Here is a 22,998-nt window from a genome sequence, read left to right on the forward strand (position 1 = left end):
AAAATGAACAGATCACCAGACAACCTCCCCCCGCTAAGAGATGTTATCGCGCGCTTTGATCTCGCCGCAAAAAAATCTCTTGGGCAAAATTTTTTACTGGATTTAAATCTTACCTCCAGAATAGCAAGAGGTGGGGGCCCACTTGATCAAGGAACAATATTCGAAATTGGCCCCGGACCGGGCGGTCTAACACGTGGGCTGCTTATGGAAGGCGCCCAACACGTTATTGCCATAGAGAAAGATCAACGTTGTCTCGAAGCTCTGAAAGAAGTCTCAACTGCTTATGGCAATAAATTACAAGTTATGGAAAGCGACGCCCTTAAGGTCGACTTAACAGAACTTGGTAGCCCTCCACGACGAATTGTCGCCAATCTGCCGTATAATATTTCAACAGTACTTCTTCTTAGATGGCTTAAACAAGTTGCACTGGATTCCACTTGTTTTGCAAGTTTAACCCTAATGTTTCAAAAAGAAGTGGTTGATCGCCTAATTGCTGAACCCAGAACAAAAAGTTATGGCCGCCTGAGTGTCATGACACAATGGCTCTGCGAAACCTCTGCGCTTTTTGATATTCCGCCTAGGGCCTTCATCCCTGCACCGAAGATAACATCAACAGTAGCAAGGCTGGAACCTAGACCAAAACCATTGGCAGAAGCCAATGTGTTTACGATGGAAAAAATCACAGAATCAGCCTTTGGGCAAAGACGTAAGATGTTGCGTCAAAGCCTAAAAAGCCTGGGCACGGATACTCCAGAGCTTATATCAATCGCTGGTATAAAAGAGACAGCTCGGGCAGAAGAACTTACCATTGAAGAGTTCTGTTCAATTGCCCGAGCCTATGATCACCTTAAAAGCCGATTCTAAAGCTCACTTCCAAAACTACGCCTGGCGTAATCCACGGACAAAAGAATCAAGGTCAGGCCGACGGTCTCGCTTTAATCTCTCTGCCCTGAGAATAGCCTGTACATCGGCAACAGATTTTTCTACATCTGTATTTACAATAATATAATCATACTCCGCCCAATGACTCATTTCATCAGCAGCTTTGGCCATCCGCCCTTTGACAACCTCTTCGCTATCTTGAGCCCGCGCATAAAGGCGTCTCTCTAACTCTTCCAACGACGGTGGAAGGATAAACACGCGAACGATATCATTAGGTGCCTTTGCAGCAACTTGTTGTGTTCCCTGCCAATCAATATCGAACAGAACATCCTGCCCAGATGAAAGCCCTTGTTCTACAGGTTCACTTGGTGTGCCATATTTATTATCAAATACAGTCGCATGTTCCAGCATCTCATTACTATCCACCATCGAGTTAAACTCTTCAGAGCTCACAAAGAAATAATCTTTGCCGTGGATTTCCCCCGGGCGCATTTGTCGGGTGGTCGCAGATATCGATAGCGTAAGTTCTTCTTCTCTTTCCAGTAAAATTCTGGAAATTGTTGTTTTGCCAGCCCCGGATGGGGAAGAAAGGACCAGCATAAGTCCACGACGTTCAAGCGTGGGAGCAACAACAGCATTCATTGTTTCTAAAACCTTACTTTTATTCGACGTTTTGAATTTGTTCGCGAAGTTGTTCTATCGTTGCCTTGAGCTCAATACCAATCGTCGTCAATGCAACGTCAGAAGACTTTGAGCAAAGTGTGTTGGCTTCGCGATTAAACTCCTGGCAAAGAAAGTCTAACCTACGCCCACAAGGCCCCCCATTTTCCAAAAGCTCACGTGCAGCAGCAACATGCGCAGCGAGACGGTCAAGCTCTTCCCGAATATCAGCCTTAGTGACAAGGATCGCAATTTCCTGTGCTAGACGCTCTTCGGAAACAGTACTTGTATCAGATAACAGCTCTGTCAGTTGTTTATTAAACCGCCCCTGTATCGCTGCCGGTTGTGTCGCCGCTAGTTTAACTGCGTCTTTTTGAAGTTTCTCAATGTCATCCAACTGGGTGCAGGCGATTTCCGCAAGCCTTGCACCCTCTTCTCGTCGCATACTTTGCATCGCTTCGATCGCATCTTTCAGGCTTGCTTCAATCAAGCCTATACGCGTATCAGCCTCATCTTGAGCTTCCTCTTCCTCAACAAGCTCTAACACACCACGCAAATTCAAAATGCCGTCAATGGAAGGGGCAACAGCATCCAGATCATTACTAATTCTTGTTGCAAGCGGAATAACTTGTTGCAGGATGTCTTCGTTCACTTGCAACTTCACCGACCTCTGCTTGTTATCAATCACAAGGTTGATATGGAAATTTCCGCGTTTAAAGTTTTTTGCCAACGCGGACCTTACTTTTGCATCTAAAACTTCGAATCCATTTGGAACCCGACATCTGGCGTCCAAGTTTTTACCATTAACGCTTTTAAGCTCCCAAGACCAGGTTGTTCCTGCGTATTCACCTTCAGCACGGGCAAATCCTGTCATGCTGGCAATTGCTTTTCCCATAATGGTTCCTCGGGGTTATTGAAACATCCTACTCAACCACATGATCGATTGTTTTACATTCATCACAAGCAGCCTTATTTTCATAAGCCTTATACCCAAAGCATATGAGTTACTGCAAGAATGACAATTCCAAAGACGATATTTATTACCGGCGCTTCTAGTGGTATTGGTGCCGCCCTTGCAGAATATTATGCCAAGCCAGGGAATATTTTATTCCTCACAGGCAGAAACAGCGAACGTTTAAATACCACGTCAGATCAATGTATAAAACGTGGCGCAACCGTTCATCAATTGCAACTGGACGTCACAGATCAAAGAGCCTGCTACCAAGAAATCATCAAAGCCAATCAACTGTCAAAACTTGATCTTGTTATCGCCAACGCAGGCATTTCAGGCGGCACAGGAAAACAAGACGAATCTGAAAGTCAAACACGTGAAATTATGGATATAAATCTGAACGGTGTACTCAACACTGTTCTCCCTTCAATTGAGATCATGAAATCCAATGGTCAGGGACAAATCGCGATTATGTCCTCTCTCGCTTCATTTAAAGGGCTTCCTAGTGCCCCGGCTTACTGTGCCAGTAAAGCAGCTGTTCGCACCTGGGGGGAAAGCCTACGAGGCACCTTAAAGAAGAGTAACATCAAGGTCTCAGTGATAACACCCGGCTTTGTCAAAAGCGGTATTACAGCCGTCAATAAATTTCCAATGCCATTTTTAATGGAAGGTGCAAAGGCAGCGACCATTATTGGCAAGGGTTTAGAACGCAACAAAGCCCGTATCTCTTTTCCGAAACCAATGTACATTGCCGTATTATTCTTCTCTGCCCTGCCCCTTTATCTCTCTGAATTTATCTCGAGCAAATTACCTAACAAGCAGTAATTCATCACAAATTATATTCCCGCAAAATGATAATTAGTTCTATCAGATTGGGTTAAGTTCTCACCACCATACCCTGTAAGACACAACATCATAAAGCCGTCCCAATAAATGGAACGGCTTTAATAAAATTTTATCGCTCAAGTCTATACAAAAAAGGGCGAATACATATCTCGGCTTGCCTCTTCAGTGAGGCTGGCATCAAACACACGTGTATAGAAAGCCGCATTCATTCTTTTTGCTGTCTGAGGGAATGTTTCCAAGGCAAAAGAAGTGGCATTCTCTAGCGTATCAAAGGCATCAATCCCACCGATGGTATTGGTGTGCAAACCACTCAGCCATGTTTTCGCTAACAGACCTTTTTGTTGCTTCAAAACAGGATTGCGTTCCTGCCAAGGTGCATTTGCAAACGGCGCGTTAACCTGTACTTCTGTATAAACAAACGCACCTGGCTTTTGCCGAGGTGCAACACCAAAATGTGGAGAACCAATATCCAGGCTAGCATCTTTTACAAGTGTCGCATCAAAAATACGGGTATTGTGCGCAGCACCAAACCCACCCGCCTCTGCAGGAAAGTACCCCGTTACAAATTTTTGTGCATTTTCAATACTGTCGAACGCGTAGATACCACCAAGTGAATTTGTTTTAACGCCTGCTAGCCAAGTTTTGTTGATAAATCCAGGCTGTTCTTTTATCGCTCTATTTACATCCCCCCACGGTGCTTTTTCAAAAGGAACATTAATTTGTACTTCAGTATATACGAATGCTTTCGTGTCCATGATTTTCCCCAATGAATTAGTATTTGATTGTGCGAGAACACCCCTAGAACCAAGTGTTGACGCGAATGCTGTTGCTGCTACTGTTTTTGCCCCGACAACTAATACATCCCTGCGTGACTTCATCCCGTCATCTAAATCACCTAATTTATTTTCACTCATTTTCTCACCTTTGATTATTTTAATTTTCTTATGCGCACACAAATATAACGATCGATATATTTAAATAAATAGTGATCATTATATTTTTGTCAACTTTTTTATACCGTTCGTTATATTTTAAATAATGTATGAACTTATACGCGCAAGCCCCGAAAGCGCTAAGATACATGTCAGCGTATTATCAGTATCGTTTCAGAAAAGTAATAAATAAGTGTCGAGCGACACAAGCGGACGCCGTAATCATGACCATCCCATAAAATACCCACAGCTCGGCGGGAATAATTTATCATATAATAGAAGCACAAAATGCGCGTTCCGTCTTAATGACCAAACGCGCAACTGCACTGTATTCTCTATTTTGAAAAGATAGAGTTATTTGTGACGGAAAGTGATCCGGCCCTTAGTCAAATCATAGGGGGTCATTTCGACGTCAACTTTATCACCAACCATGGTACGAATGCGGAACTTGCGCATTTTACCGCCAGTGTGGGCAATAATTTCGTGTCCATTTTCAAGCTCGACCCGGAACATTGCATTTGGGAGCTTTTCGATAACAGTACCACTAAACTCAAGGAGTTCTTCTTTAGCCATTCAACCTTTGCCTTTTTTATACCGCATTTGTGCGTGCCGCAAAACTACTCAACATTTGCGAAAGGTCAAGTAATCATCTCATTTTTGCACAACTATCGTTAAAAATTAATGAAATCACATTGTAAAATAACCATAAAACTACGAACAATCCGACAGTAACCGTATGTTCTAATTTCCAAAACCATCTCGCTTAACAACTTCGTAGGAGTGACGCTTATCCTATTTCTTATTTACAGAACGCCAATGACGAACGTTTTTATTATGCTCTTTAAGACTACGAGCAAAAGCATGACCACCAGTGCCATCCGCGACAAAATAAAGATATTTTGTTTTAGCAGGTTGAGTTACAGCTTCTAGCGCAGACAAACCAACATTAGCAATTGGCCCAGGAGGAAGCCGATCAATCGTATAGGTATTATAGGGCGTAGGTGTCTTCAAATCTTTACGCGATAGACTGCGTTCCAAAGGCTTAGTACCAAGAGTTATCCCATAGGATACCGTAGGATCAGACTGTAAACGCATTTTCAAATTCAAGCGATTGATAAAGACCCCTGCAACAAGTGGTCTTTCAGCTGCAATCCCAGTTTCCTTTTCAACAATAGATGCCAAAACCAATGCTTCTTCTTTGGTCTTGAGCGGTAAACCTTCCTGTCTATTGTCCCACAGTTTATCAAGACTGGAGCTTAATGCTTGTTCCATTCGGTCCAAAATTGATTGACGACTGTCTCCCCGGACAAACAGGTAAGTTTCAGGCAAAAGGCTCCCTTCTTCGGGGACATCATCAATTTTACCAACTAAATCAGGGTTATTCCGCAGTATTTCAACAATCTCGTAGGATGTCTTTCCTTCAGGTATTGTAATTGAGTAACTAACAGTTTTACCGTTCACCAGTATCTCAATGACACCCTGCATTGAAACAGCAGCCGGCATTAAAAATTCGCCTGCTTTTAAGTTTCTTGCTTTTTTTGTGTAGCGAGCCCCTAACTGAAAGATAAGCGGTTCACGAATGACACCTTCATCCTTCAGGATGTTAGATATTCTCTCTAACCCAGACCCTTTAGGGATCACAATAGTAAGATCTTTTTTGAGAGGGCCGGGCGCAAGAAATTCTTGTTGCCCCATGTACAATACAATTGAAAGGCATAAAATTCCTAGGGCTATAACAAGCGAGGCCCACTTAAAGAAAGAGGGCCTCGTAGATACTTTTTGTTCGTCACTCACAGCTTAAGTGAACTTATCTGAATGCTTTAAGCACTAGGCTTGCATTCGTTCCACCAAATCCAAAAGAATTGGAGAGCGCAACATCAATTTTCCGTTCCTGGGCTTCAAGAGGCACCAGATTAATCCCCTGACATTCGTCAGATGGATCTTCCAAATTAAGTGTTGGCGGGATCACACCTTCTTTAATAGCCTTCACGGAAAAGATTGCTTCAACAGCACCAGCAGCACCGAGTAGATGACCAATAGCAGATTTGGTTGATGACATACAAACGTCTTCGTTATTACCAAACAGACGTTTTACAGCACCAAATTCGATCTCATCCCCCAAAGGAGTAGAAGTACCATGAGCATTGATGTAATTCACATCACCTGCGTTTATACCTGCACGTTTTAGAGCAGCAGACATTGCGCGGAAACCACCATTACCATCAGGTGGTGGCGCCGTAATGTGATGAGCGTCCCCGGACAAGCCATAACCGACAACTTCACCGTAAATTGTAGCACCACGTGCCTTCGCATGCTCAAGCTCTTCAAGCACAACGACACCAGCACCCTCGCCCATAACGAAACCATCACGCCCTTTATCCCAAGGACGAGACCCTTTTTCAGGAGCGTCATTATAGCCAGTAGACAACGCACGTGAAGCACAGAAACCAGCGATTCCAAGTCTACAAACAGCAGCTTCGGCACCACCAGCAACCATCACATCAGCATCATCCAGCTGAATCAAACGCGCTGCATCACCAATGGCATGTGCACCTGTTGAACAGGCGGTTACAACCGAGTGGTTTGGTCCTTTGTATCCATAACGGATAGAAACATGACCTGAAATCAAATTAATTAGAGATGAAGGAATGAAAAAGGGTGAAAGCTTACGCGGCCCCTTCTCCTCAATCATCACCGCTCCATTTGCAATGGTTTGAAGGCCTCCGATACCAGAGCCAATCATCACACCTGTGCGGAACAAACTTTCTTCATCTTCAGGCTTCCAGCCTGCGTCTTCAATAGCTTGTTGAGCTGCAGTGATACCATATACAATGAAGGGATCTAGCTTACGGCGATCCTTTGCTGCGACATGATCATCCGCATTAAAGTAGCCGTCAGCGGTTTCGCCAACAGGAATTTCACCCGCAATCTGACACGGCAAATCAGCTGCCTCAAATTGAGTAATTTTACCTAGACCTGATTCACCGTTGGTAATACGTGACCATATGTGATCAACACCACATCCAAGCGGAGATACCATACCGAGACCGGTTATAACGACACGACGCATGATTTTACAAAGTCTCTACGCTATTAAAGACGAAAACGCCGGGGAGTTCCCCGGCGTTATAAACTTCTAAAAAACGATTAAACGTTTTCTGAAATGAAATCGACAGCGTTCTGAACTGTTACGATTTTTTCAGCAGCATCGTCTGGAATTTCACAACCGAACTCTTCTTCAAATGCCATAACAAGTTCGACAGTATCCAGGCTGTCAGCACCAAGATCGTCGATGAAGCTTGCACTTTCCACAACTTTGGCTTCTTCAACACCGAGGTGTTCAACTACAATTTTCTTTACGCGATCAGCGACATCGTTGCTCATAAACTTTAGCCCTTAACTATTTATCGCCTTTCGGCGGTTTTACTAACGACCCTAAGGCCTGAATTATCTATTTTTGCCCTGCTAAATACAGAGAAGCGCCGCCTCATAACACACTTTAAGTCGGCTTGCCAACGCTCTTAATCGTTTATCTTTCATAAAGATTCAACGCCAGAGGGTCAAATACTGATTATATCATGGCCATTCCGCCATTAACATGCAAGGTCTGGCCAGTCACATAAGCAGCTTCATTACTTGAAAGATATGCTACGGAAGCTGCGATATCCTCGGGTGAGCCAAGCTTTGCGCAAGGAATACCACTTAGAAGATTTTCTTTTATATCATCATTTAGGACATCAGTCATAGCCGTTGCAATGAAGCCAGGCGCCACGCAATTTACCGTAATTCCCCGTGATGCAACTTCTTGCGCCAAAGATTTGCTCATACCAATCAACCCTGCTTTTGACGCTGCATAATTAGTTTGACCAGCATTACCCGTTGTTCCGACAATAGAGGTAATCCCGATGATACGCCCCCAACGACGCTTCATCATACCGCGCAGGCATGCTTTTGACAGACGGAAGCTCGCAGTAAGATTCACAGCAAGAACAGCGTCCCAATCTTCGTCCTTAAGGCGCATTGCAAGATTATCGCGGGTAAGTCCCGCATTGTTTACCAAGATATCCAGCTGCCCCATCGCCTCATCAGCACGCTTCACCAAATCAGCCGGTGCATCTGGATCTGATAGATTCGCGGGTAAAACGTGGACCCGATCACCACCAAGTTCAGCAGCTACCTTTTCAAGCGCTTCTACTCTGGTTCCAGAAAGGCCAACAACGGCTCCCTGATCATGCAACGCCTTGGCAATTGCACTACCAATACCGCCGGAAGCACCTGTTACAAGCGCTGTCTTACCGGAAAGATCAAACATCCTATACTCCTAAGATCAATATTTATGCGCAGAAGAGTACTCAATTTCAAACATGATACCAAGTATCAGAACTTCTGCTTTGAGTTTTTTTTAAAGACTCTTCAACAGGCTTTCGATTTCTGCGGGCGTTCCGGCATTTGCAGAAGTAAGGTCCCGGTCAATACGGCGATTGAGACCACTCAATACTTTACCAGCACCAAGTTCAACCAACTGCTCAACTTCATTTGCGCGCATATAAAGCACGGACTCGCGCCAACGAACAACACCCGTCACCTGCTGGACAAGATATTTACGAATCGTCTCTGGATCCGTGACCATATCAGCCGAAACATTACAAACAACTGGTACAGAAGGGGCTCGCAGTGTCACAGAAGCCAAAGCTTCTGCCATGGCATCCGCCGCAGGAGCCATTAATGAGCAATGGAAAGGGGCAGACACTGGTAACAATACAGCTCGCTTTGCCCCTTTGGCTTTTGCAATTTCCAAACAACGTTCAACGGCAGCTTTGTGACCACTAACAACAACCTGCCCAGGCGCATTATCATTCGCAGCCGAGCAAACTTCACCCTGCGCTGCTTCTTCTGCAACAGCTTGAGCGTCTTCAAAATCCAACCCAAGAAGAGCCGCCATAGCGCCCTCACCAACAGGAACGGCCAGTTGCATTGACTGACCACGTAGCTTCAACAAACGTGCTGCATCAGCCAACTCCAGGGTACCAACGGCCGTTAATGCTGAATACTCACCAAGAGAATGTCCCGCAACAAAAGCAGCATGATCACTCAAGGATAAGCTACCTTCGCTCTGCAACACACGGGTCACTGCTGTGCTTACCGCCATCAAAGCAGGTTGGGCATTTTCTGTAAGCGTAAGTTCGTCAATTGGCCCCTCAAACATCAAGGCTGATAACTTTTGCCCAAGAGCTTCATCAACTTCTTCAAAAACTTCGCGGGCTACTGGAAAAGCTTCCGCTAGCTCTTTCCCCATTCCAACGGCCTGAGATCCCTGCCCAGGAAAAACAAATGCACGCTTCACTATAATCTCCTTATTAAACGCGCTGATGTCTTGGTGTAACAACGCTGCATTACACCCGCCTGCCCAATCAAACCGTCAAGACTTTAATCCGTTGATGAACAAACAACATTCAGGGTATTTGTGTTGCCCCAGAAATAGCCTTCTACAGTTGATTATGCAACGGCATGAGTACCTAATAATTTTCAAAGGCAAAACCATACAATAAAGACATAGGCATAATCGTATCTTTTCAATCAGTTAGTTGCACCACACACTATAGAGCTTGACCCACGCAGCAAGATCGCTATATTCCGCACGTTAATCCGCACTAAATCAACTCCTTGCTGGTGACCTCAAGCGGAAACAAGGACACCAGCTCCGGGTATAGGTTTTCCTCTACCCACAAAGCCGTGAGGAGTAACTATGGCTTTTTATGAATGTGTATATATCGCACGTCAGGACATCTCGTCCTCTCAGGTCGATGCACTCACTGAGCAGTTTACTGCTATTATCACCGAAAATGGTGGTTCTGTTGCTAAGACCGAATATTGGGGTCTGCGTAACATGGCCTATCGCGTTAAGAAAAATCGCAAAGGTCATTACGTTCTTCTCAACATCGATGCTCCATCTGCAGCGGTCCAGGAAATGGAACGTGTTATGCGCTTGAACGACGATGTTCTTCGTACACTAACTATCAAAGTTGATGTACTCGAAGAAGAGCCTTCTGTCGTCATGCAAAACCGTGGCAGCCGTGATGAGCGCGGTGGTCGTGGTGGTCGTGGTGGTCGTGATGACCGCGGCGGTGATCGTGGTGGCCGCGGTGGTGATCGTGGTGGTCGTCCTCCTCGTGAGGGTGGTGATCGCGCTCCTCGTGAAGCAACAGCTAGCTAAGGAAGAGAAACATGGCCGTTCAAATCGTTAGCCAGGGCGTTGGGTCACGTCGCCCATTTAACCGTCGCCGTAAAAGCTGCCCGTTCGTTGGTGCAAACGCACCAAAGATCGACTACAAAGACACACGTCTTCTGCAGCGTTTCATCTCTGAGCGCGGTAAAATTGTACCAAGTCGTATAACTGCAGTATCTGCAAAGAAACAGCGCGAGCTTGCAAAAGCTATCAAACGTGCTCGTTTCCTTGCTCTATTGCCATACTTGATCGGGTAAGAAGGAGATTTTATCATGCAAGTCGTCCTTCTAGAACGCATCGAAAAACTTGGTCAAATGGGTGATGTTGTCACCGTGAAACCTGGTTATGCTCGTAACTTCCTGCTTCCAAAGCAGAAAGCTATGCGCGCAACTAAATCAAATCTTGAACACTTCGAAAACCAGCGTGCTCAGCTGGAAGCAGACAACCTCAAGCGTCGCGAAGAAGCCGAACAGGTTTCTGGTAAGCTTGAAGGCTTGACTGTTTCCCTGATTCGTCAGGCTGGTGATTCCGGGCAGCTTTACGGTTCTGTAAACACTCGTGATATCGCTGAAGCAGTTACTGAAGCTGGCATCACTGTTGCTCGCTCTCAGGTTGTTCTCAACAAAGTTATCAAAACTCTTGGCCTGCACGACGTTAAAGTTATGCTACACCCAGAAGTTACCGTTAACATTGTTGTTAACACTGCACGTTCTGCTGAAGAAGCTGAGCTACAGCTTAGCTCTGGTGGTGCTGTTTCCAATGAGGAAGCAGCTGAAGAACGTGAAGCTGTTGCTGAAGTAGTTGAAGAAGAAATCACAGAAGAAGAAACAGAAGCGTAAGTCTTCGTTTCTCACTTTTGAGTTTTATGAGACGGCACCTTTCGAGGTGCCGTTTTCATTTCCAACCTGTACTTCTCATCCCTAAAGAGCTACATTCCTGTGCGCTCTTTTTTTGCCCTAAACAGGGAACAAGAAACAGGTATGATCAAGCGCTTGTTGATAATAATTTTCTAGATTCGAGGCCATGGAAGATCACGCGATTCCTCCCTTTGATGTTTCAGACATCCCCTTTGATGATGGACAAGAACTCCGCTCTCCTCCTCATAATTACGAGGTTGAGCAAGCTCTGTTAGGCGCAGTACTGTCCAACAACAAAGCCTTTGAAAGAATCTCTGACTTTCTCCTTCCTGTTCATTTTGCAGATCCGGCCCATGCCGAAATTTATCATGCCTGCAAAACGCTCATTGAACGGGGACAGCTGGCAAACGCTACGACGCTAAAAAATTTCTTTGCTAGCAACGGTAATCTGGAGGAGTTGGGCGGCACCAGCTATCTGGCTGAGCTTCAAAGCAACGTTGTTACAATCATCAATGCGTCTGAATACGGCAAGATCATTCACGACCTCTATATCCGTAGAGAGTTAATTGATCTTGGCGAAGAGGTCGTCAATCATGCCCATACACATGATTTAGAACTTTCTGCAACCCAGCAAATTGAGGGCGCAGAGCAAAAGCTCTATCGTTTGGCAGAAGAAGGTCAGACCGAAGGCGGCTTCGTATCATTCGCTGATGCGCTTGCAACATCAATGAATTATATCGATGTTGCCATGAAACAGGGCGATGGTATTTCCGGCGTATCAAGCGGTCTGCGTGATGTTGATAAACTTCTTGGTGGCTTTCACCATTCTGATCTGATTATCCTGGCCGCTCGCCCGTCTATGGGTAAAACCGCCTTTGTAACAAACATCGCCTTTAACATCGCGCAAGCAACCAAATCAGGGCACAATGCTGAAGGCGATGAAGTCGATATTCCGATGTCAGTTGCTTTCTTTTCATTGGAGATGTCAGCAGATCAGCTGGCGAGCAGGATTTTGTCTTCTGCGGCGGAAACACCATCGCATTTAATGCGTAAAGGTGAGTTAACTGAAGATCAGTTCGAGCACGTCTTTCAGATCAGTCGCGCCCTATCCAACTATAAGCTCTTTATTGATGACACACCGAACCTGACAATACCGGGGCTTCGAAATCGTGTCAGACGCCTCAAAAGACAACATGGTTTGGATATTATTATCGTCGATTACCTACAACTGATGTCAGGCGCCCCCGGCGGCAAAAGCGATAGCCGTGTTCAAGAAGTTTCAGAAATTTCACGTGGCCTGAAAGGGATTGCGAAAGAGATGAATGTACCCGTCATCGCGCTTTCACAGCTTTCCCGTCAGACAGAACAACGCGAAGACAAACGTCCCCAGCTCTCTGACCTTCGTGAATCCGGTTCGATTGAGCAGGATGCCGATGTCGTGATCTTCCTCTATCGTGATGAATATTACATTGCCCGTGAAAAACCGGGACAAGGTGCCGATGATTCAACAGATAGATTTCACGAAAAATTGGCCAATCACGAAGCACGTCTGGATGCCGCCAGAAACAAAGCTGAGATGATTGTCGGTAAACAACGTCACGGCCCTATTGGTTCTGTTGAACTCCACTTTAATGGCGAGTTTACGAAATTCTCTGACCTGGCAGAGGAAGATCAACTTCCTGAAAGCTATTAATTTCCCTGATTAATACAAATAACCCAACACTTTGCCCTGGCCTAGATTGACGCAAAAGAACACCTTAGGTATTGTGCCTACCCTATTAGAGACAATTTTCTTATCGCAGGTTCGCAAATAAAGTTGCCTTTAATAGTGAAGCGGATAAATCCTTGGGGGAAGGAAATTCTGGACAAATCAAGCGCATTACTCGTTACAGTCTGATTCAACAGCTTTTCAATAGACCCAACTTAATCATCTCAATCTCTATTCATAACGGTAAAATGTATGCCCATTCTTCAACCTCTTGGTAATCTTACTCTACGCTTTCTGGAGATTGTTGGGCGTCTTTCCATTTTTGCTGGAACAGCAATTTCGCATTGCTTTCGCCCCCCCTTCTATCCGAAGCTTATCCTCAAACAGATGATAGAGGTTGGGTATTATTCACTCCCCGTCGTTGGACTAACCGCAATCTTTACCGGTATGGTTCTCGCGCTGCAAAGTTACACTGGCTTCGCGCGTTTTTCTGCTGAAAGCGCTATCCCAAACGTCGTTATCGTCTCGATCACCCGTGAACTTGGCCCTGTGTTGGCCGGTTTGATGGTTGCTGGTCGCGTCGGCGCCGCCATGGCTGCCGAAATTGGTACTATGCGGGTTACAGAACAAATCGACGCGCTATACACCCTAGCAACAAACCCTTTTAAATACCTTATTGCTCCCCGCGTTATCGCAGGGGTGTTAACGCTTCCCCTCCTCGTACTTGTTGCAGATACAATTGGTGTTTTTGGGGGGTATCTTGTTTCCGTACACAAGCTTGGCTTTAACCCTGCGACTTACATCAAGAATACCATCGACTTTATGGAAAACCTCGATGTTATCTCTGGCCTTGTCAAAGCTGCAGCCTTTGGATTTATTATTACCTTGATGGGCTGTTACCACGGGTTCCATTCAAGAGGTGGCGCACAAGGCGTGGGCGCAGCGACAACAAACGCGGTTGTATCCGCTTCCATCCTTATTCTCACCTTCAACTACATTATAACTGAGTTGTTTTTCTCAATATGAGCAACAAAACAGATATACCCAGCAAGGACATCAGAATAAAGATTAGGGGACTGACCAAAGCCTTTGGCCCCAAAGTCATCCTCAATAATCTGGATCTGGATGTTTATGCAGGCGAATCCCTTGTCGTCATAGGAGGCTCGGGGACAGGAAAATCTGTGCTGCTAAAGTGCATACTAGGTCTATTACGGCCTGATGCTGGAACTATAGAGATCAATGGACAAAACATCGTTGGCCTCAACAGCGATGATATGGAAAGAGTACGCCGCAAATTTGGCATGCTTTTTCAATATGCCGCCCTTTTTGATTCACTTACCATCCTCGATAATGTTGCATTCGGTTTGATCCAAGCTCACGGTGTTTCTAAAAAAGAGGCACATCGTATCGCCCTTGAAAAACTATCCGCAGTTGGGTTGGGGGAACGGTTTGCAGCTAAGTTTCCAGCCGAACTTTCGAGCGGTATGAAAAAGAGGGTTGGACTTGCGCGCGCAATTGCAACAACACCAGAGACCCTGTTCTTTGATGAACCAACAACGGGTCTGGACCCTGTTATGGGCGACGTCATTGATCAATTGATCGTCAAGTCGGTTAAAGAACTTGGCGCAACGGGCCTTACAATTACGCACGATATGGATTCAGCAAAACGAATTTCTGATCGAATCGCCATGCTCTATGATGGCAAGATCACATGGGTTGGCCCAACAGACGAACTGGAGAAAACCGATAATCCTTTTGTTCATCAATTTATAAATGGATTATTAGACGGACCGATAAAAGTCAGCCTTGCCCATGATCATTAACCAACAGCCTAATACCCTTATCAGGCCCGTCTCAATTCGGGTAAATTAAATAACACCACGATAAATTCAGGAGATCCCTTTGGCCCGCCCCGTAATTCGCTACGTTTGTCAGTCCTGCGGTACTGACTATGCAAAATGGTCAGGGAAATGTGATTCCTGTGGCGAGTGGAACTCTATAACAGAAGAAGCTGGGTCATCATCCCCCGTTCCAGGCGGCCTTGGTAAAAAGAATGTCCGTAAAGGCAAACAAATTGAGTTTGTTAGCCTAGAGGGTACAAGCAAGCCCGTTCCCAGAATGATCAGTAAAAACCTTGAATTTGACCGGGTTTGTGGTGGCGGGCTCGTTCCAGGCTCAGCCGTTTTGATAGGTGGAGACCCAGGCATTGGGAAATCAACGCTTCTCACCCAGATATTAGCAGCACTTACAACAAGCGCAGGTGTTAAGTGTGTTTACATTTCTGGCGAGGAAGCTATTGATCAGGTTCGTCTAAGAGCCCGTCGCCTAGGCTTGAAAGGTGATGATTTTCTACTCGCCTCAGCAACTTCTGTTCGTGACATCGCCACCACACTTGATGAACATGACGCTCCACAAGTTGTCGTTATCGATTCTATACAAACAATGTTTGTGGACAGCCTGGATTCTGCCCCCGGAACAGTGTCACAAGTTCGAGCTTCAGCGCAGGAACTGATTCAACTGGCCAAGGCACGGGGCTTTAGCGTTTTACTGGTAGGTCACGTCACAAAAGAAGGCGTCATTGCCGGGCCGAAAGTTCTGGAACACATGGTTGATACCGTTCTTACTTTTGAAGGTGAACGCGGGCATCATTTCAGAATCTTACGCGCCGTAAAAAACCGTTTTGGTCCAACCGATGAAATTGGCGTCTTCGAGATGTCAGAACAAGGACTTGAACAAGTTTCAAATCCCTCAGCACTCTTTCTCGCCGAACGACGTGGCAATGTTACAGGCGCAGCCGTTTTTGCTGGGCTGGAAGGCACGCGTCCAGTTCTCGTCGAAATACAAGCACTTGTCTCTCCCTCACAACAGGCAAACCCAAGACGCGCAGTTGTTGGTTGGGATTCTGGTCGGTTAGCAATGATCCTCGCTGTTCTCGAAGCGAGATGTGGTCTCGTACTCGCCGGAAATGAAGTTTATCTAAATGTTGCCGGGGGTCTACGGATCGGAGAACCAGCAGCGGATATGGCCGTTGCTGCCGCTTTAGTATCAGCAGCCATGGACATTCCCGTCCCCGAAGATACTGTTGTATTTGGGGAAATTGGCCTTTCCGGTGAAATCAGGGCCGTCAACCAATCTGAAAGCAGGTTAAAAGAAGCCACAAAGCTTGGTTTTAAAAATGCAATAATTCCGCCTATTCGTGCAAAGAAGAATTGTAATAAGGCCGCTTCGGGGTTAGATACAAGACAGATTGAACATCTGCAGGATCTGGTTGCATTGTTTGCAGCTAAATCAGTCAAGAAAACTGCGGGTGGCTAACCGGCAAAATTGTTAGGTATTGATGGAAAACTTACCCATCTCACTCTTCGATGTCGCTGTAATTGGCATCATTGTCGTCTCAGGTCTCTTTGCTCTGTTTCGGGGTTTCGTGCACGAAGTCCTATCTGTAGCATCATGGATTGGTGCAGGCTTTGTCACCCTTTGGACATTCCATCCTCTCCTACCCTACGTACAGCAATTTATTAACATCCCCTTTGTTGCTGAAATCGTCACCGGGTTTGCTCTTTTTGTGATAACCCTTGGCCTTTTCATGGTAATGATCAGAGCTATCTGCCGACATGTCCGGGCAAGCACATTTGGTCCTTTGGATCGCTCGCTCGGTTTTCTATTCGGGCTAGTACGCGGTGGAATAATTGTCAGTATAACCTGGATTGCACTCTTTGTATTTCTCATGCCAGAAAAAGAGGGCTGGCCAGAGGATGTTCAACGGGCAAAAACACGACCCTCGATTCAGCAAGCTTCAGCAATCTTAGTAAAAGCTTTACCTGAAAAATTTCATAATGAGACCATTAGACAGGTTCTCAAGCAGGCCGAGGCTGCCCGACAAACCTATAATGCGACACAAACTTATCAACGTTTGATAAGCCCGGAATCAAAATCCTCATCAGATAGCGAAGATGCTTCTGGCTATAACGATGAGATGCGTTCACAAATGCAGAAGACCATAGATGCCGTAAGTGGCAGCGAATAACGGATTTATTACTGAGTTCAGGAAAGCGAAAGCCATGACACTCGAAGATTTTCATGATGATGATAAGCTCCACGAAGAATGCGGTGTTTATGCCGTTCATGGACACGAAGGGGCTGCGGCTCTTGTTACTCTTGGCCTTCATGCTCTGCAGCATCGGGGACAAGAAGCGGCTGGCATCATCAGCTATGATGGTAATGAGTTTTATAACCATCGTGCCCTGGGGCATGTCGGCGATAACTTTTCATCACAGGACGTTATCGAACGCCTGAAGGGGCATGTATCGATCGGGCACACGCGCTATTCTACTACGGGCGAAACGGCTTTGCGAAACGTGCAACCCCTCTTTGCCGACCTTCACGACGGTGGCTTTGCACTTTGCCATAATGGAAACCTGACAAACTCTCAAAAAATACGTGACCAATTGGTCATGCGTGGCTCCATCTTTCAGTCAACAATGGACACCGAGGTGATTTTACACCTCGTCGCAACCTCTATTCAGGATACCATTGTTGGCAAAGTTACTGATGCCATTCAGCGCATTGAGGGTGCCTACGCCCTTCTATGCATGACGAAAGAAGGCGTTATCGCCGTCCGCGACCCCCATGGGATCAGACCTTTGGTTCTTGGTGAACTAGAGGGCGGATATGTCGTCGCCTCCGAGACCTGTGCTCTGGACATTATCGGGGCCAACTTCATTCGGGATGTTGATCCCGGTGAGATGATTGTCATTAATGATGACGGCGTTCAGTCCCTTCGTCCTTTTCCGCCAACACGTCAACAAACATGTATTTTCGAATATATCTATTTTGCCCGACCAGATTCAGTCATTGATGGTGTCAGTGTTTACGATGCACGTAAAAACATTGGGAAAGAGCTGGCACAAGAAAGTCACGTCGAATCAGATGTTGTTGTTCCGGTCCCGGATTCAGGTGTTCCCGCCGCGATCGGCTATTCACAAGAATCCGGTGTTCCTTTTGAACTTGGCATAATTCGAAATCACTATGTCGGCCGGACCTTTATTGAACCAGGCCAACAGATCCGAAATCTTGGCGTAAAGCTGAAGCACAATGCAAACAAAGCCGTTCTTGAAGGCAAGCGCGTCATTCTTGTAGATGATTCTCTGGTGCGCGGAACGACCTCTATCAAGATCGTCGAGATGGTAAAAGCTGCTGGCGCGAAAGAAGTCCACATGCGCATCGCCTCTCCGCCGATTGGATATCCATATTTCTATGGCATTGATATTTCACAATCCAAAGAGTTGCTTGCTGCACAAATGGATTTAGAGGAAATGGCCAAGCATATTGGTGTTGATAGCCTCGCATTCTTAACCATTGACGGTATGTACCGTGCGATGGGCAAAGAAGGGCGTAATCCAGAGGCACCTCAGTATTGTGATGCACCTTTTACTGGGCACTATCCAACTCAGATCGACGACTATAAAGATCACGTCGTTGACGTGCCGAGATTTATGCAATCAAAAAAAGCCGGGTAGGACGTTTTTCATGAATAATGCAGTTAACGGGCGGCTTGAAGGCCGGATCGCACTTATTACAGGTGCGTCTCGTGGTATTGGACGCGCTGTTGCCAAACGCTTTGCACAAGAAGGCGCTCAACTCTTGCTCATGGCCAGAACAGTTGGTGCCCTTGAAGAAATTGATGATGAGATTCGCTCTGAAGGCGGTAAAAACCCTATCCTCATTCCACATGATCTTAAAAACATGGATGGCCTAGATCAACTAGGCGCATCACTATACGATCGCTATGGCAAGCTTGATATCCTCGTTGGAAATGCAGGATCACTTGGTCCGCTATCCCCCATTGGTCATATCAAGCCCAAGATCTGGCAAGAGACTTTTGATATCAATGTCACCGCAAACTATCGCCTCATCAGAAGCCTTGACCCTTTGCTAAAGAAATCAGACGCGGGTCGAGCTATCTTTGTCACGACAGGATCGACAGCCAAAGCCTATTGGAGTCTTTATAAAGCCTCTAAAGCCGCTCTGAATACATTGGTTCAGTCCTATGCCTGTGAAATTGAAAAAACGAACGTCAAAGCTAATCTGATTTCACCCGGACCAATCAGAACAACAATGCGGGAAAAAGCTTTCCCCGGCGAAGACCCAATGACACTCCGAGCACCAGAAGAGATCACTGATACTTTTGTTGATTTTGCTTCTGTCGACTGCACCTTGAATGGACAGTTTATTGATATCAGAGAAGAATAGCTTGTCCTGACTACTTACCAAAAAAGGCTCCTTACCGGAGCCTTTTTTATTACCTTTTAAGTCTTCTTTTTCTTACCTGCATAGGGATTATCCCCCTTTTTCATATGCATACGAAGAGGAACCCCAGGCATATCAAAGGTCTCACGAAGATTGTTCTCTAAAAATCTTGTATAGGATGCAGGAAGATCCTCTGGCAAGGAACAGGAAATCGCAAAAGTTGGTGGCCGTGTCCGGGCCTGCGTAATGTATTTCAACTTGATGCGTCGTCCACCCGGCGCAGGCGGTGGATGGCGTTCAATCAACTCTGCAAGCCATCTGTTTAGACCAGCTGTTGGCAAACGAATATTCCATACATCATAAATATCAAAGACAGTATCCAACATCTTATTCAACTTGTGCCCCTTAAGGGCAGATATTGTCACGACAGGAATGCCTTTGACCTGTGGCAGCGATGTTTGAAGGCGATCTTTCACCAGCTGCATAACTTCATCTTTGTCTTTACAGGTATCCCATTTATTCACAACGATAATAAGCGCACGTCCCTCATCAATTACCGTTCGGGCGATCGTTAAATCCTGTTTTTCCAAGACACCATCGGCGTCCAAAACCAGAGCAACAACCTGAGCATATTTCAAAGCACGAATGGTATCAGAAGCAGAAAGCTTTTCCACTTTATCTTCGATTTTAGATCGACGGCGAAGCCCTGCGGTATCAACAAGCTTAAGAGGCTTTCCCCGATATTCCCATTCAATAGAAATCGCATCCCGTGTGATCCCCGCTTCAGGGCCCGTCAACAGTCTGTCTTCGTCAATTAACTTATTAATCAGCGTAGATTTACCAACATTCGGGCGCCCAACAATGGCCAGTTGCAGAGGTCCGCGCTCGGCCTCATCATCTTCCAAAACCTCTAATTCGTCCTCAGAGTATTCATCTTCGTCTAAATTATCCTGATCTTTGGATTTGACTTCACCATCTAGATTATTTGTCGAACCTGAATCGGTTTTTGACTTATCAAATACTTCTGACGATGCCTTTGATTCCGCGGCACGTGTCATATGCTCTTTGATAACATCATAGAGATCACTGCTGCCCAAACCATGTTCGGCAGAAAATGGAATAGGCTCACCAAGTCCTAATGAATAGGCTTCCATAAGTCCCTGTTCACCAACCTTGCCCTCGCACTTATTTGCCATCAACGCGATAGGTGTTTTTCCACGGCGAAGGTATTTTGCAAAATGCTCATCAATTGGCATAACGCCCACACGGGCATCAATAACCATAATAACAAGATCAGCGTCTTCAACAGCACGTTCAGTTTGCCTGCGCATACGCGCTTCCAGACTGCCATCAAAAGCTTCTTCTAAACCTGCGGTATCAATAATTCTAAACCGACAATCAAAAAGATAAGCATCACCTTCTCTTCGATCCCGGGTTACCCCAGGTTGATCGTCAACAAGAGCGAGCCGTTTTCCAACAAGTCGGTTAAAGAGTGTAGATTTGCCCACATTGGGACGCCCTACAATAGCGACCGTAAAAGTCATTTTGTTTGTCTTTCTTCTCGCGCTTTAGCCCCAAGGGCTTATTGCATCGCGATAATTTCTGCTTCAGCAGTCAGGAAATACAAGCTATTCCCAACAACAACCGGAGGCATAGCAGCTCCATCAGGAAGCTCAAGATATCCAAGGATATCGCCGGTATAGGGTGATAAAGAAATTGCCTCGCCATGAGATCCGGCAATAATTAAACGGTCACTTGCCAATACGGGGCCTTGCCATGCAATCAACCCTTTACGATCTTCTGGATCAGCAAAACGTGGTAAAGACTGGATCCAGCGAATACGGCCATCTTGCCTTCTGACAGCCGCGATCTGCGAGTCATTCGTCAAAACATAAATAAACTCACCAGCAACCCATGGCATCTGTACGCCGCCAATATCGGTATCCCAAAGACGTACACCTTCCTTGAGATCAATAGCAACCATCCGACCGGAGTGACTTATGGCAATTACCCTGTCTCTGTCAATAACTGGCATCGCTTTAATATGGGCGAGATCAGTCAACGGGTCAGTCTTTTTGACAGAAGAAAGGTTCAGGTTCCATTCCTCGTCTCCTTCGATCACGTCAATGGCAACAATCTCGCCTGAAGAATAAGGCACCACCAGTTTACGTCCGGCAATTGCGGGGCTCGCCCCACCAAGCAAGCTGGTTTCAGATTGAAGACCGATATGGCTCCATAAACGACGGCCATCATCAGCAGCAAGAGAAAGGGTTTGGTTATCAAGCGTTACAATGAAAACACGGCCGCCGTTGACTGTTGGTGCGGCCCGGATCGGGGCAGGTGCATCCTGAGACCAAATGACATCACCAGAACGGACATCCAGAGCAAAAACCCGAGCGAACCCCGTAGAAACAAAAATTCGACCATCTGCATAGGCAATACCGCCCCCGAAGAAACCATCATCTTCATCATGCGGATCAAGATCTTTTTCCCAGTAAACTCGACCCGTCAGGCGATCATAGGCCTTTACCGTCGAACGGGAATCCATTGTAAAGAGAACAGATTCAACAACAAGCGGTTGAGCGAGGATCAACTCATCGCCATCGCTTTCTTCACCAATATCATCACTCCAGCTTTCTCGGGGTAAATCCCCTAAAGAAAGATGGAACATTGCATGGGCTGGGTTGCCACCATTATGAGTCCAATAGGTATTCATGAAAGGTTGGGGCAAAACAATCCGCTGGTCGCTTATTGATGGATCAGCTTGTAACCCTTTATCAACAGATTGAATAGAAATACGTGCACCAGGTAAAGGCGGAGCTTCGTCTTCGCCCCACCACTCATCGGCCAAACTGCATCCAGAAAGAACAAAGCCCAGACCAAGTATCAACAGGCTTTTACGCATCCCCATCCCCATCTATTTTACTCCGCCAAGCTCTCTAGTATTTGACTAGAGCGACTTTTGATTCCATTCGGTGTATCAGCATCATCGATAAGCTGTTGAAAAAGTGCTTTAGCTGCTGCGTTGTCACCTTCGCGTAAAGCAACAATAGCCTGTAGTTCAATAGCACTATAACGGAATGCCCCGTTTGCAACAGCTAAACCGGCCAAGCGTTGCTTCACATCAGCCAGATCACCATCTGCAACCAAATGCATCGCCGCGAGTAAAGAAGCCACATCTTTTAGCGTAGAAAGTGGTGGACTGCTTGCAGCAATCTCGTCCCAAACCTTAACCGCAGCTGTTGTGTCGCCAGCTTCGACAAGAAGACGGGCCTGTTCAAAGCGAGCCAACGTACCGTAACCATCATCACTTTGAGCCAAAGGTGTCAACACCTTCGCTGCTTCATCAGCTTTATCAGCCTGGGACAACTCCAACGCTGCTGCAAAAGTTGCTGATTTTTCGGCTTGTACTGTGCTTTTATAACTTTCCCAGCCTTGGAAACCAGCTGTTGCCGCAACGACAAGAACGGCTGCACCAATCGCCCACTTACCATATTTTTTCCAAAGAACTTCAACGCGTTCACGTTTTAGATCTTCTTCAACTTCCTGAAAAATATCAGCCACGAATTAATTATCCCTCGTTTTGGCGTACTGCCATTAGCTTAAAACTTTTTTAAAAGTCCGCTACTAATCAGTCATCACTCGAAATTCGTTGAACTTTATATAGAAACTTTACTCTTACAACA

The 22,998-nt window shown here is 45.9% G+C and carries 24 protein-coding genes; 12 read left to right on the forward strand and 12 right to left on the reverse strand.

What is annotated here, in order from left to right; all coding sequences use genetic code 11:
* The first annotated feature begins 3 nt into the window (after positions 1 to 3).
* A complete protein-coding gene (gene rsmA, locus ACN0W5_RS10940; RefSeq protein ID WP_417454160.1) occupies positions 4 to 864 on the forward strand; it encodes a 16S rRNA (adenine(1518)-N(6)/adenine(1519)-N(6))-dimethyltransferase RsmA in 861 nt (286 codons plus the stop codon).
* Positions 865 to 879: 15 nt separating this feature from the next.
* On the opposite strand, the gene gmk is transcribed toward rsmA, so the two are convergent.
* Both gmk and ACN0W5_RS10950 read right to left on the reverse strand, forming a co-directional pair.
* Positions 880 to 1,524 carry a guanylate kinase gene (gene gmk, locus ACN0W5_RS10945; protein WP_417454161.1) on the reverse strand — a complete coding sequence of 215 codons (645 nt, stop codon included), beginning with the start codon at positions 1,522 to 1,524 and terminating at the stop codon, positions 880 to 882.
* 19 nt (positions 1,525 to 1,543) lie between these two features.
* On the reverse strand, positions 1,544 to 2,437 hold the full coding sequence (locus ACN0W5_RS10950) for a YicC/YloC family endoribonuclease (RefSeq protein WP_417454162.1): 894 nt from the start codon (positions 2,435 to 2,437) through the stop codon (positions 1,544 to 1,546).
* Positions 2,438 to 2,557: 120 nt separating this feature from the next.
* Between ACN0W5_RS10950 and ACN0W5_RS10955 the strand changes: the two genes are divergently transcribed.
* A complete protein-coding gene (locus tag ACN0W5_RS10955) occupies positions 2,558 to 3,319 on the forward strand; it encodes an SDR family NAD(P)-dependent oxidoreductase (RefSeq protein WP_417454163.1) in 762 nt (253 codons plus the stop codon).
* Between the two features lie 143 nt (positions 3,320 to 3,462).
* Here the strand turns inward: ACN0W5_RS10955 and ACN0W5_RS10960 are convergent, their stop codons facing one another.
* From ACN0W5_RS10960 to fabD, 7 genes are all read right to left on the reverse strand, one after another.
* The gene (locus ACN0W5_RS10960) at positions 3,463 to 4,254 is read right to left on the reverse strand and encodes a YdhR family protein (protein ID WP_417454164.1); all 792 of its coding nucleotides are present in this window, start codon (positions 4,252 to 4,254) and stop codon (positions 3,463 to 3,465) included.
* Between the two features lie 372 nt (positions 4,255 to 4,626).
* Positions 4,627 to 4,845, reverse strand: coding sequence for a translation initiation factor IF-1 (gene infA / locus ACN0W5_RS10965; RefSeq protein WP_046507661.1), 219 nt, complete (start codon positions 4,843 to 4,845; stop codon positions 4,627 to 4,629).
* Between the two features lie 219 nt (positions 4,846 to 5,064).
* Positions 5,065 to 5,967: an endolytic transglycosylase MltG gene (mltG, locus tag ACN0W5_RS10970; protein ID WP_417454165.1), complete on the reverse strand. Its 903-nt coding sequence runs from the start codon at positions 5,965 to 5,967 to the stop codon at positions 5,065 to 5,067.
* Positions 5,968 to 6,079: 112 nt separating this feature from the next.
* Positions 6,080 to 7,342 (reverse strand): beta-ketoacyl-ACP synthase II, encoded by a 1,263-nt coding sequence (fabF, locus tag ACN0W5_RS10975; RefSeq protein WP_417454166.1) that lies wholly within the window; start codon positions 7,340 to 7,342, stop codon positions 6,080 to 6,082.
* A 77-nt stretch (positions 7,343 to 7,419) separates the two neighbouring features.
* Entirely contained in the window at positions 7,420 to 7,656 is a 237-nt protein-coding gene (locus ACN0W5_RS10980; RefSeq protein WP_046507651.1) for an acyl carrier protein, read from the reverse strand.
* A 187-nt stretch (positions 7,657 to 7,843) separates the two neighbouring features.
* The gene (fabG, locus tag ACN0W5_RS10985; RefSeq protein ID WP_417454167.1) at positions 7,844 to 8,584 is read right to left on the reverse strand and encodes a 3-oxoacyl-[acyl-carrier-protein] reductase; all 741 of its coding nucleotides are present in this window, start codon (positions 8,582 to 8,584) and stop codon (positions 7,844 to 7,846) included.
* A 90-nt stretch (positions 8,585 to 8,674) separates the two neighbouring features.
* Complete coding sequence (fabD, locus tag ACN0W5_RS10990) at positions 8,675 to 9,616, reverse strand: ACP S-malonyltransferase (protein ID WP_417454168.1); 942 nt, start codon at positions 9,614 to 9,616, stop codon at positions 8,675 to 8,677.
* 402 nt (positions 9,617 to 10,018) lie between these two features.
* Here fabD and rpsF point away from each other — a divergent pair, with 402 nt between their 5' ends.
* The 10 genes from rpsF to ACN0W5_RS11040 all read left to right on the forward strand — a co-directional run bounded on the left by rpsF (position 10,019) and on the right by ACN0W5_RS11040 (position 19,315).
* Positions 10,019 to 10,486, forward strand: coding sequence for a 30S ribosomal protein S6 (gene rpsF, locus ACN0W5_RS10995; RefSeq protein ID WP_085900695.1), 468 nt, complete (start codon positions 10,019 to 10,021; stop codon positions 10,484 to 10,486).
* An 11-nt stretch (positions 10,487 to 10,497) separates the two neighbouring features.
* On the forward strand, positions 10,498 to 10,755 hold the full coding sequence (gene rpsR, locus ACN0W5_RS11000; RefSeq protein WP_047764749.1) for a 30S ribosomal protein S18: 258 nt from the start codon (positions 10,498 to 10,500) through the stop codon (positions 10,753 to 10,755).
* 15 nt (positions 10,756 to 10,770) lie between these two features.
* Positions 10,771 to 11,337, forward strand: a complete 567-nt coding sequence (gene rplI, locus ACN0W5_RS11005) for a 50S ribosomal protein L9 (protein ID WP_299373286.1) — start codon at positions 10,771 to 10,773, stop codon at positions 11,335 to 11,337.
* A gap of 184 nt (positions 11,338 to 11,521) precedes the next feature.
* Positions 11,522 to 13,048 carry a replicative DNA helicase gene (locus ACN0W5_RS11010; protein ID WP_417454169.1) on the forward strand — a complete coding sequence of 509 codons (1,527 nt, stop codon included), beginning with the start codon at positions 11,522 to 11,524 and terminating at the stop codon, positions 13,046 to 13,048.
* Positions 13,049 to 13,315: 267 nt separating this feature from the next.
* Positions 13,316 to 14,089, forward strand: coding sequence for an MlaE family ABC transporter permease (locus ACN0W5_RS11015; protein ID WP_299373292.1), 774 nt, complete (start codon positions 13,316 to 13,318; stop codon positions 14,087 to 14,089).
* Positions 14,086 to 14,886 carry an ABC transporter ATP-binding protein gene (locus tag ACN0W5_RS11020; RefSeq protein ID WP_417454170.1) on the forward strand — a complete coding sequence of 267 codons (801 nt, stop codon included), beginning with the start codon at positions 14,086 to 14,088 and terminating at the stop codon, positions 14,884 to 14,886. Before ACN0W5_RS11015 ends, ACN0W5_RS11020 begins: the two co-directional genes overlap by 4 nt.
* Positions 14,887 to 14,965: 79 nt before the next feature.
* Positions 14,966 to 16,378, forward strand: coding sequence for a DNA repair protein RadA (radA, locus tag ACN0W5_RS11025; protein WP_417454171.1), 1,413 nt, complete (start codon positions 14,966 to 14,968; stop codon positions 16,376 to 16,378).
* A gap of 22 nt (positions 16,379 to 16,400) precedes the next feature.
* Positions 16,401 to 17,090 (forward strand): CvpA family protein, encoded by a 690-nt coding sequence (locus ACN0W5_RS11030; RefSeq protein WP_417454172.1) that lies wholly within the window; start codon positions 16,401 to 16,403, stop codon positions 17,088 to 17,090.
* Between the two features lie 34 nt (positions 17,091 to 17,124).
* Positions 17,125 to 18,582 carry an amidophosphoribosyltransferase gene (gene purF, locus ACN0W5_RS11035; protein WP_417454173.1) on the forward strand — a complete coding sequence of 486 codons (1,458 nt, stop codon included), beginning with the start codon at positions 17,125 to 17,127 and terminating at the stop codon, positions 18,580 to 18,582.
* Positions 18,583 to 18,592: 10 nt separating this feature from the next.
* The gene (locus tag ACN0W5_RS11040) at positions 18,593 to 19,315 is read left to right on the forward strand and encodes an SDR family NAD(P)-dependent oxidoreductase (RefSeq protein ID WP_417454174.1); all 723 of its coding nucleotides are present in this window, start codon (positions 18,593 to 18,595) and stop codon (positions 19,313 to 19,315) included.
* A gap of 56 nt (positions 19,316 to 19,371) precedes the next feature.
* Here the strand turns inward: ACN0W5_RS11040 and der are convergent, their stop codons facing one another.
* The 3 genes from der to ACN0W5_RS11055 are packed head-to-tail and all read right to left on the reverse strand — an operon-like array spanning position 19,372 to position 22,876.
* Entirely contained in the window at positions 19,372 to 20,856 is a 1,485-nt protein-coding gene (gene der / locus ACN0W5_RS11045; RefSeq protein ID WP_417454175.1) for a ribosome biogenesis GTPase Der, read from the reverse strand.
* Between the two features lie 38 nt (positions 20,857 to 20,894).
* A complete protein-coding gene (locus tag ACN0W5_RS11050) occupies positions 20,895 to 22,217 on the reverse strand; it encodes a PQQ-binding-like beta-propeller repeat protein (RefSeq protein ID WP_417454176.1) in 1,323 nt (440 codons plus the stop codon).
* Between the two features lie 17 nt (positions 22,218 to 22,234).
* Positions 22,235 to 22,876, reverse strand: a complete 642-nt coding sequence (locus ACN0W5_RS11055; RefSeq protein WP_417454177.1) for a tetratricopeptide repeat protein — start codon at positions 22,874 to 22,876, stop codon at positions 22,235 to 22,237.
* Positions 22,877 to 22,998: the final 122 nt, after the last annotated feature.

This window comes from Kiloniella sp., assembly GCF_048270245.1.
In the GTDB taxonomy this organism is placed as follows: Bacteria; Pseudomonadota; Alphaproteobacteria; order Kiloniellales; family Kiloniellaceae; genus Kiloniella.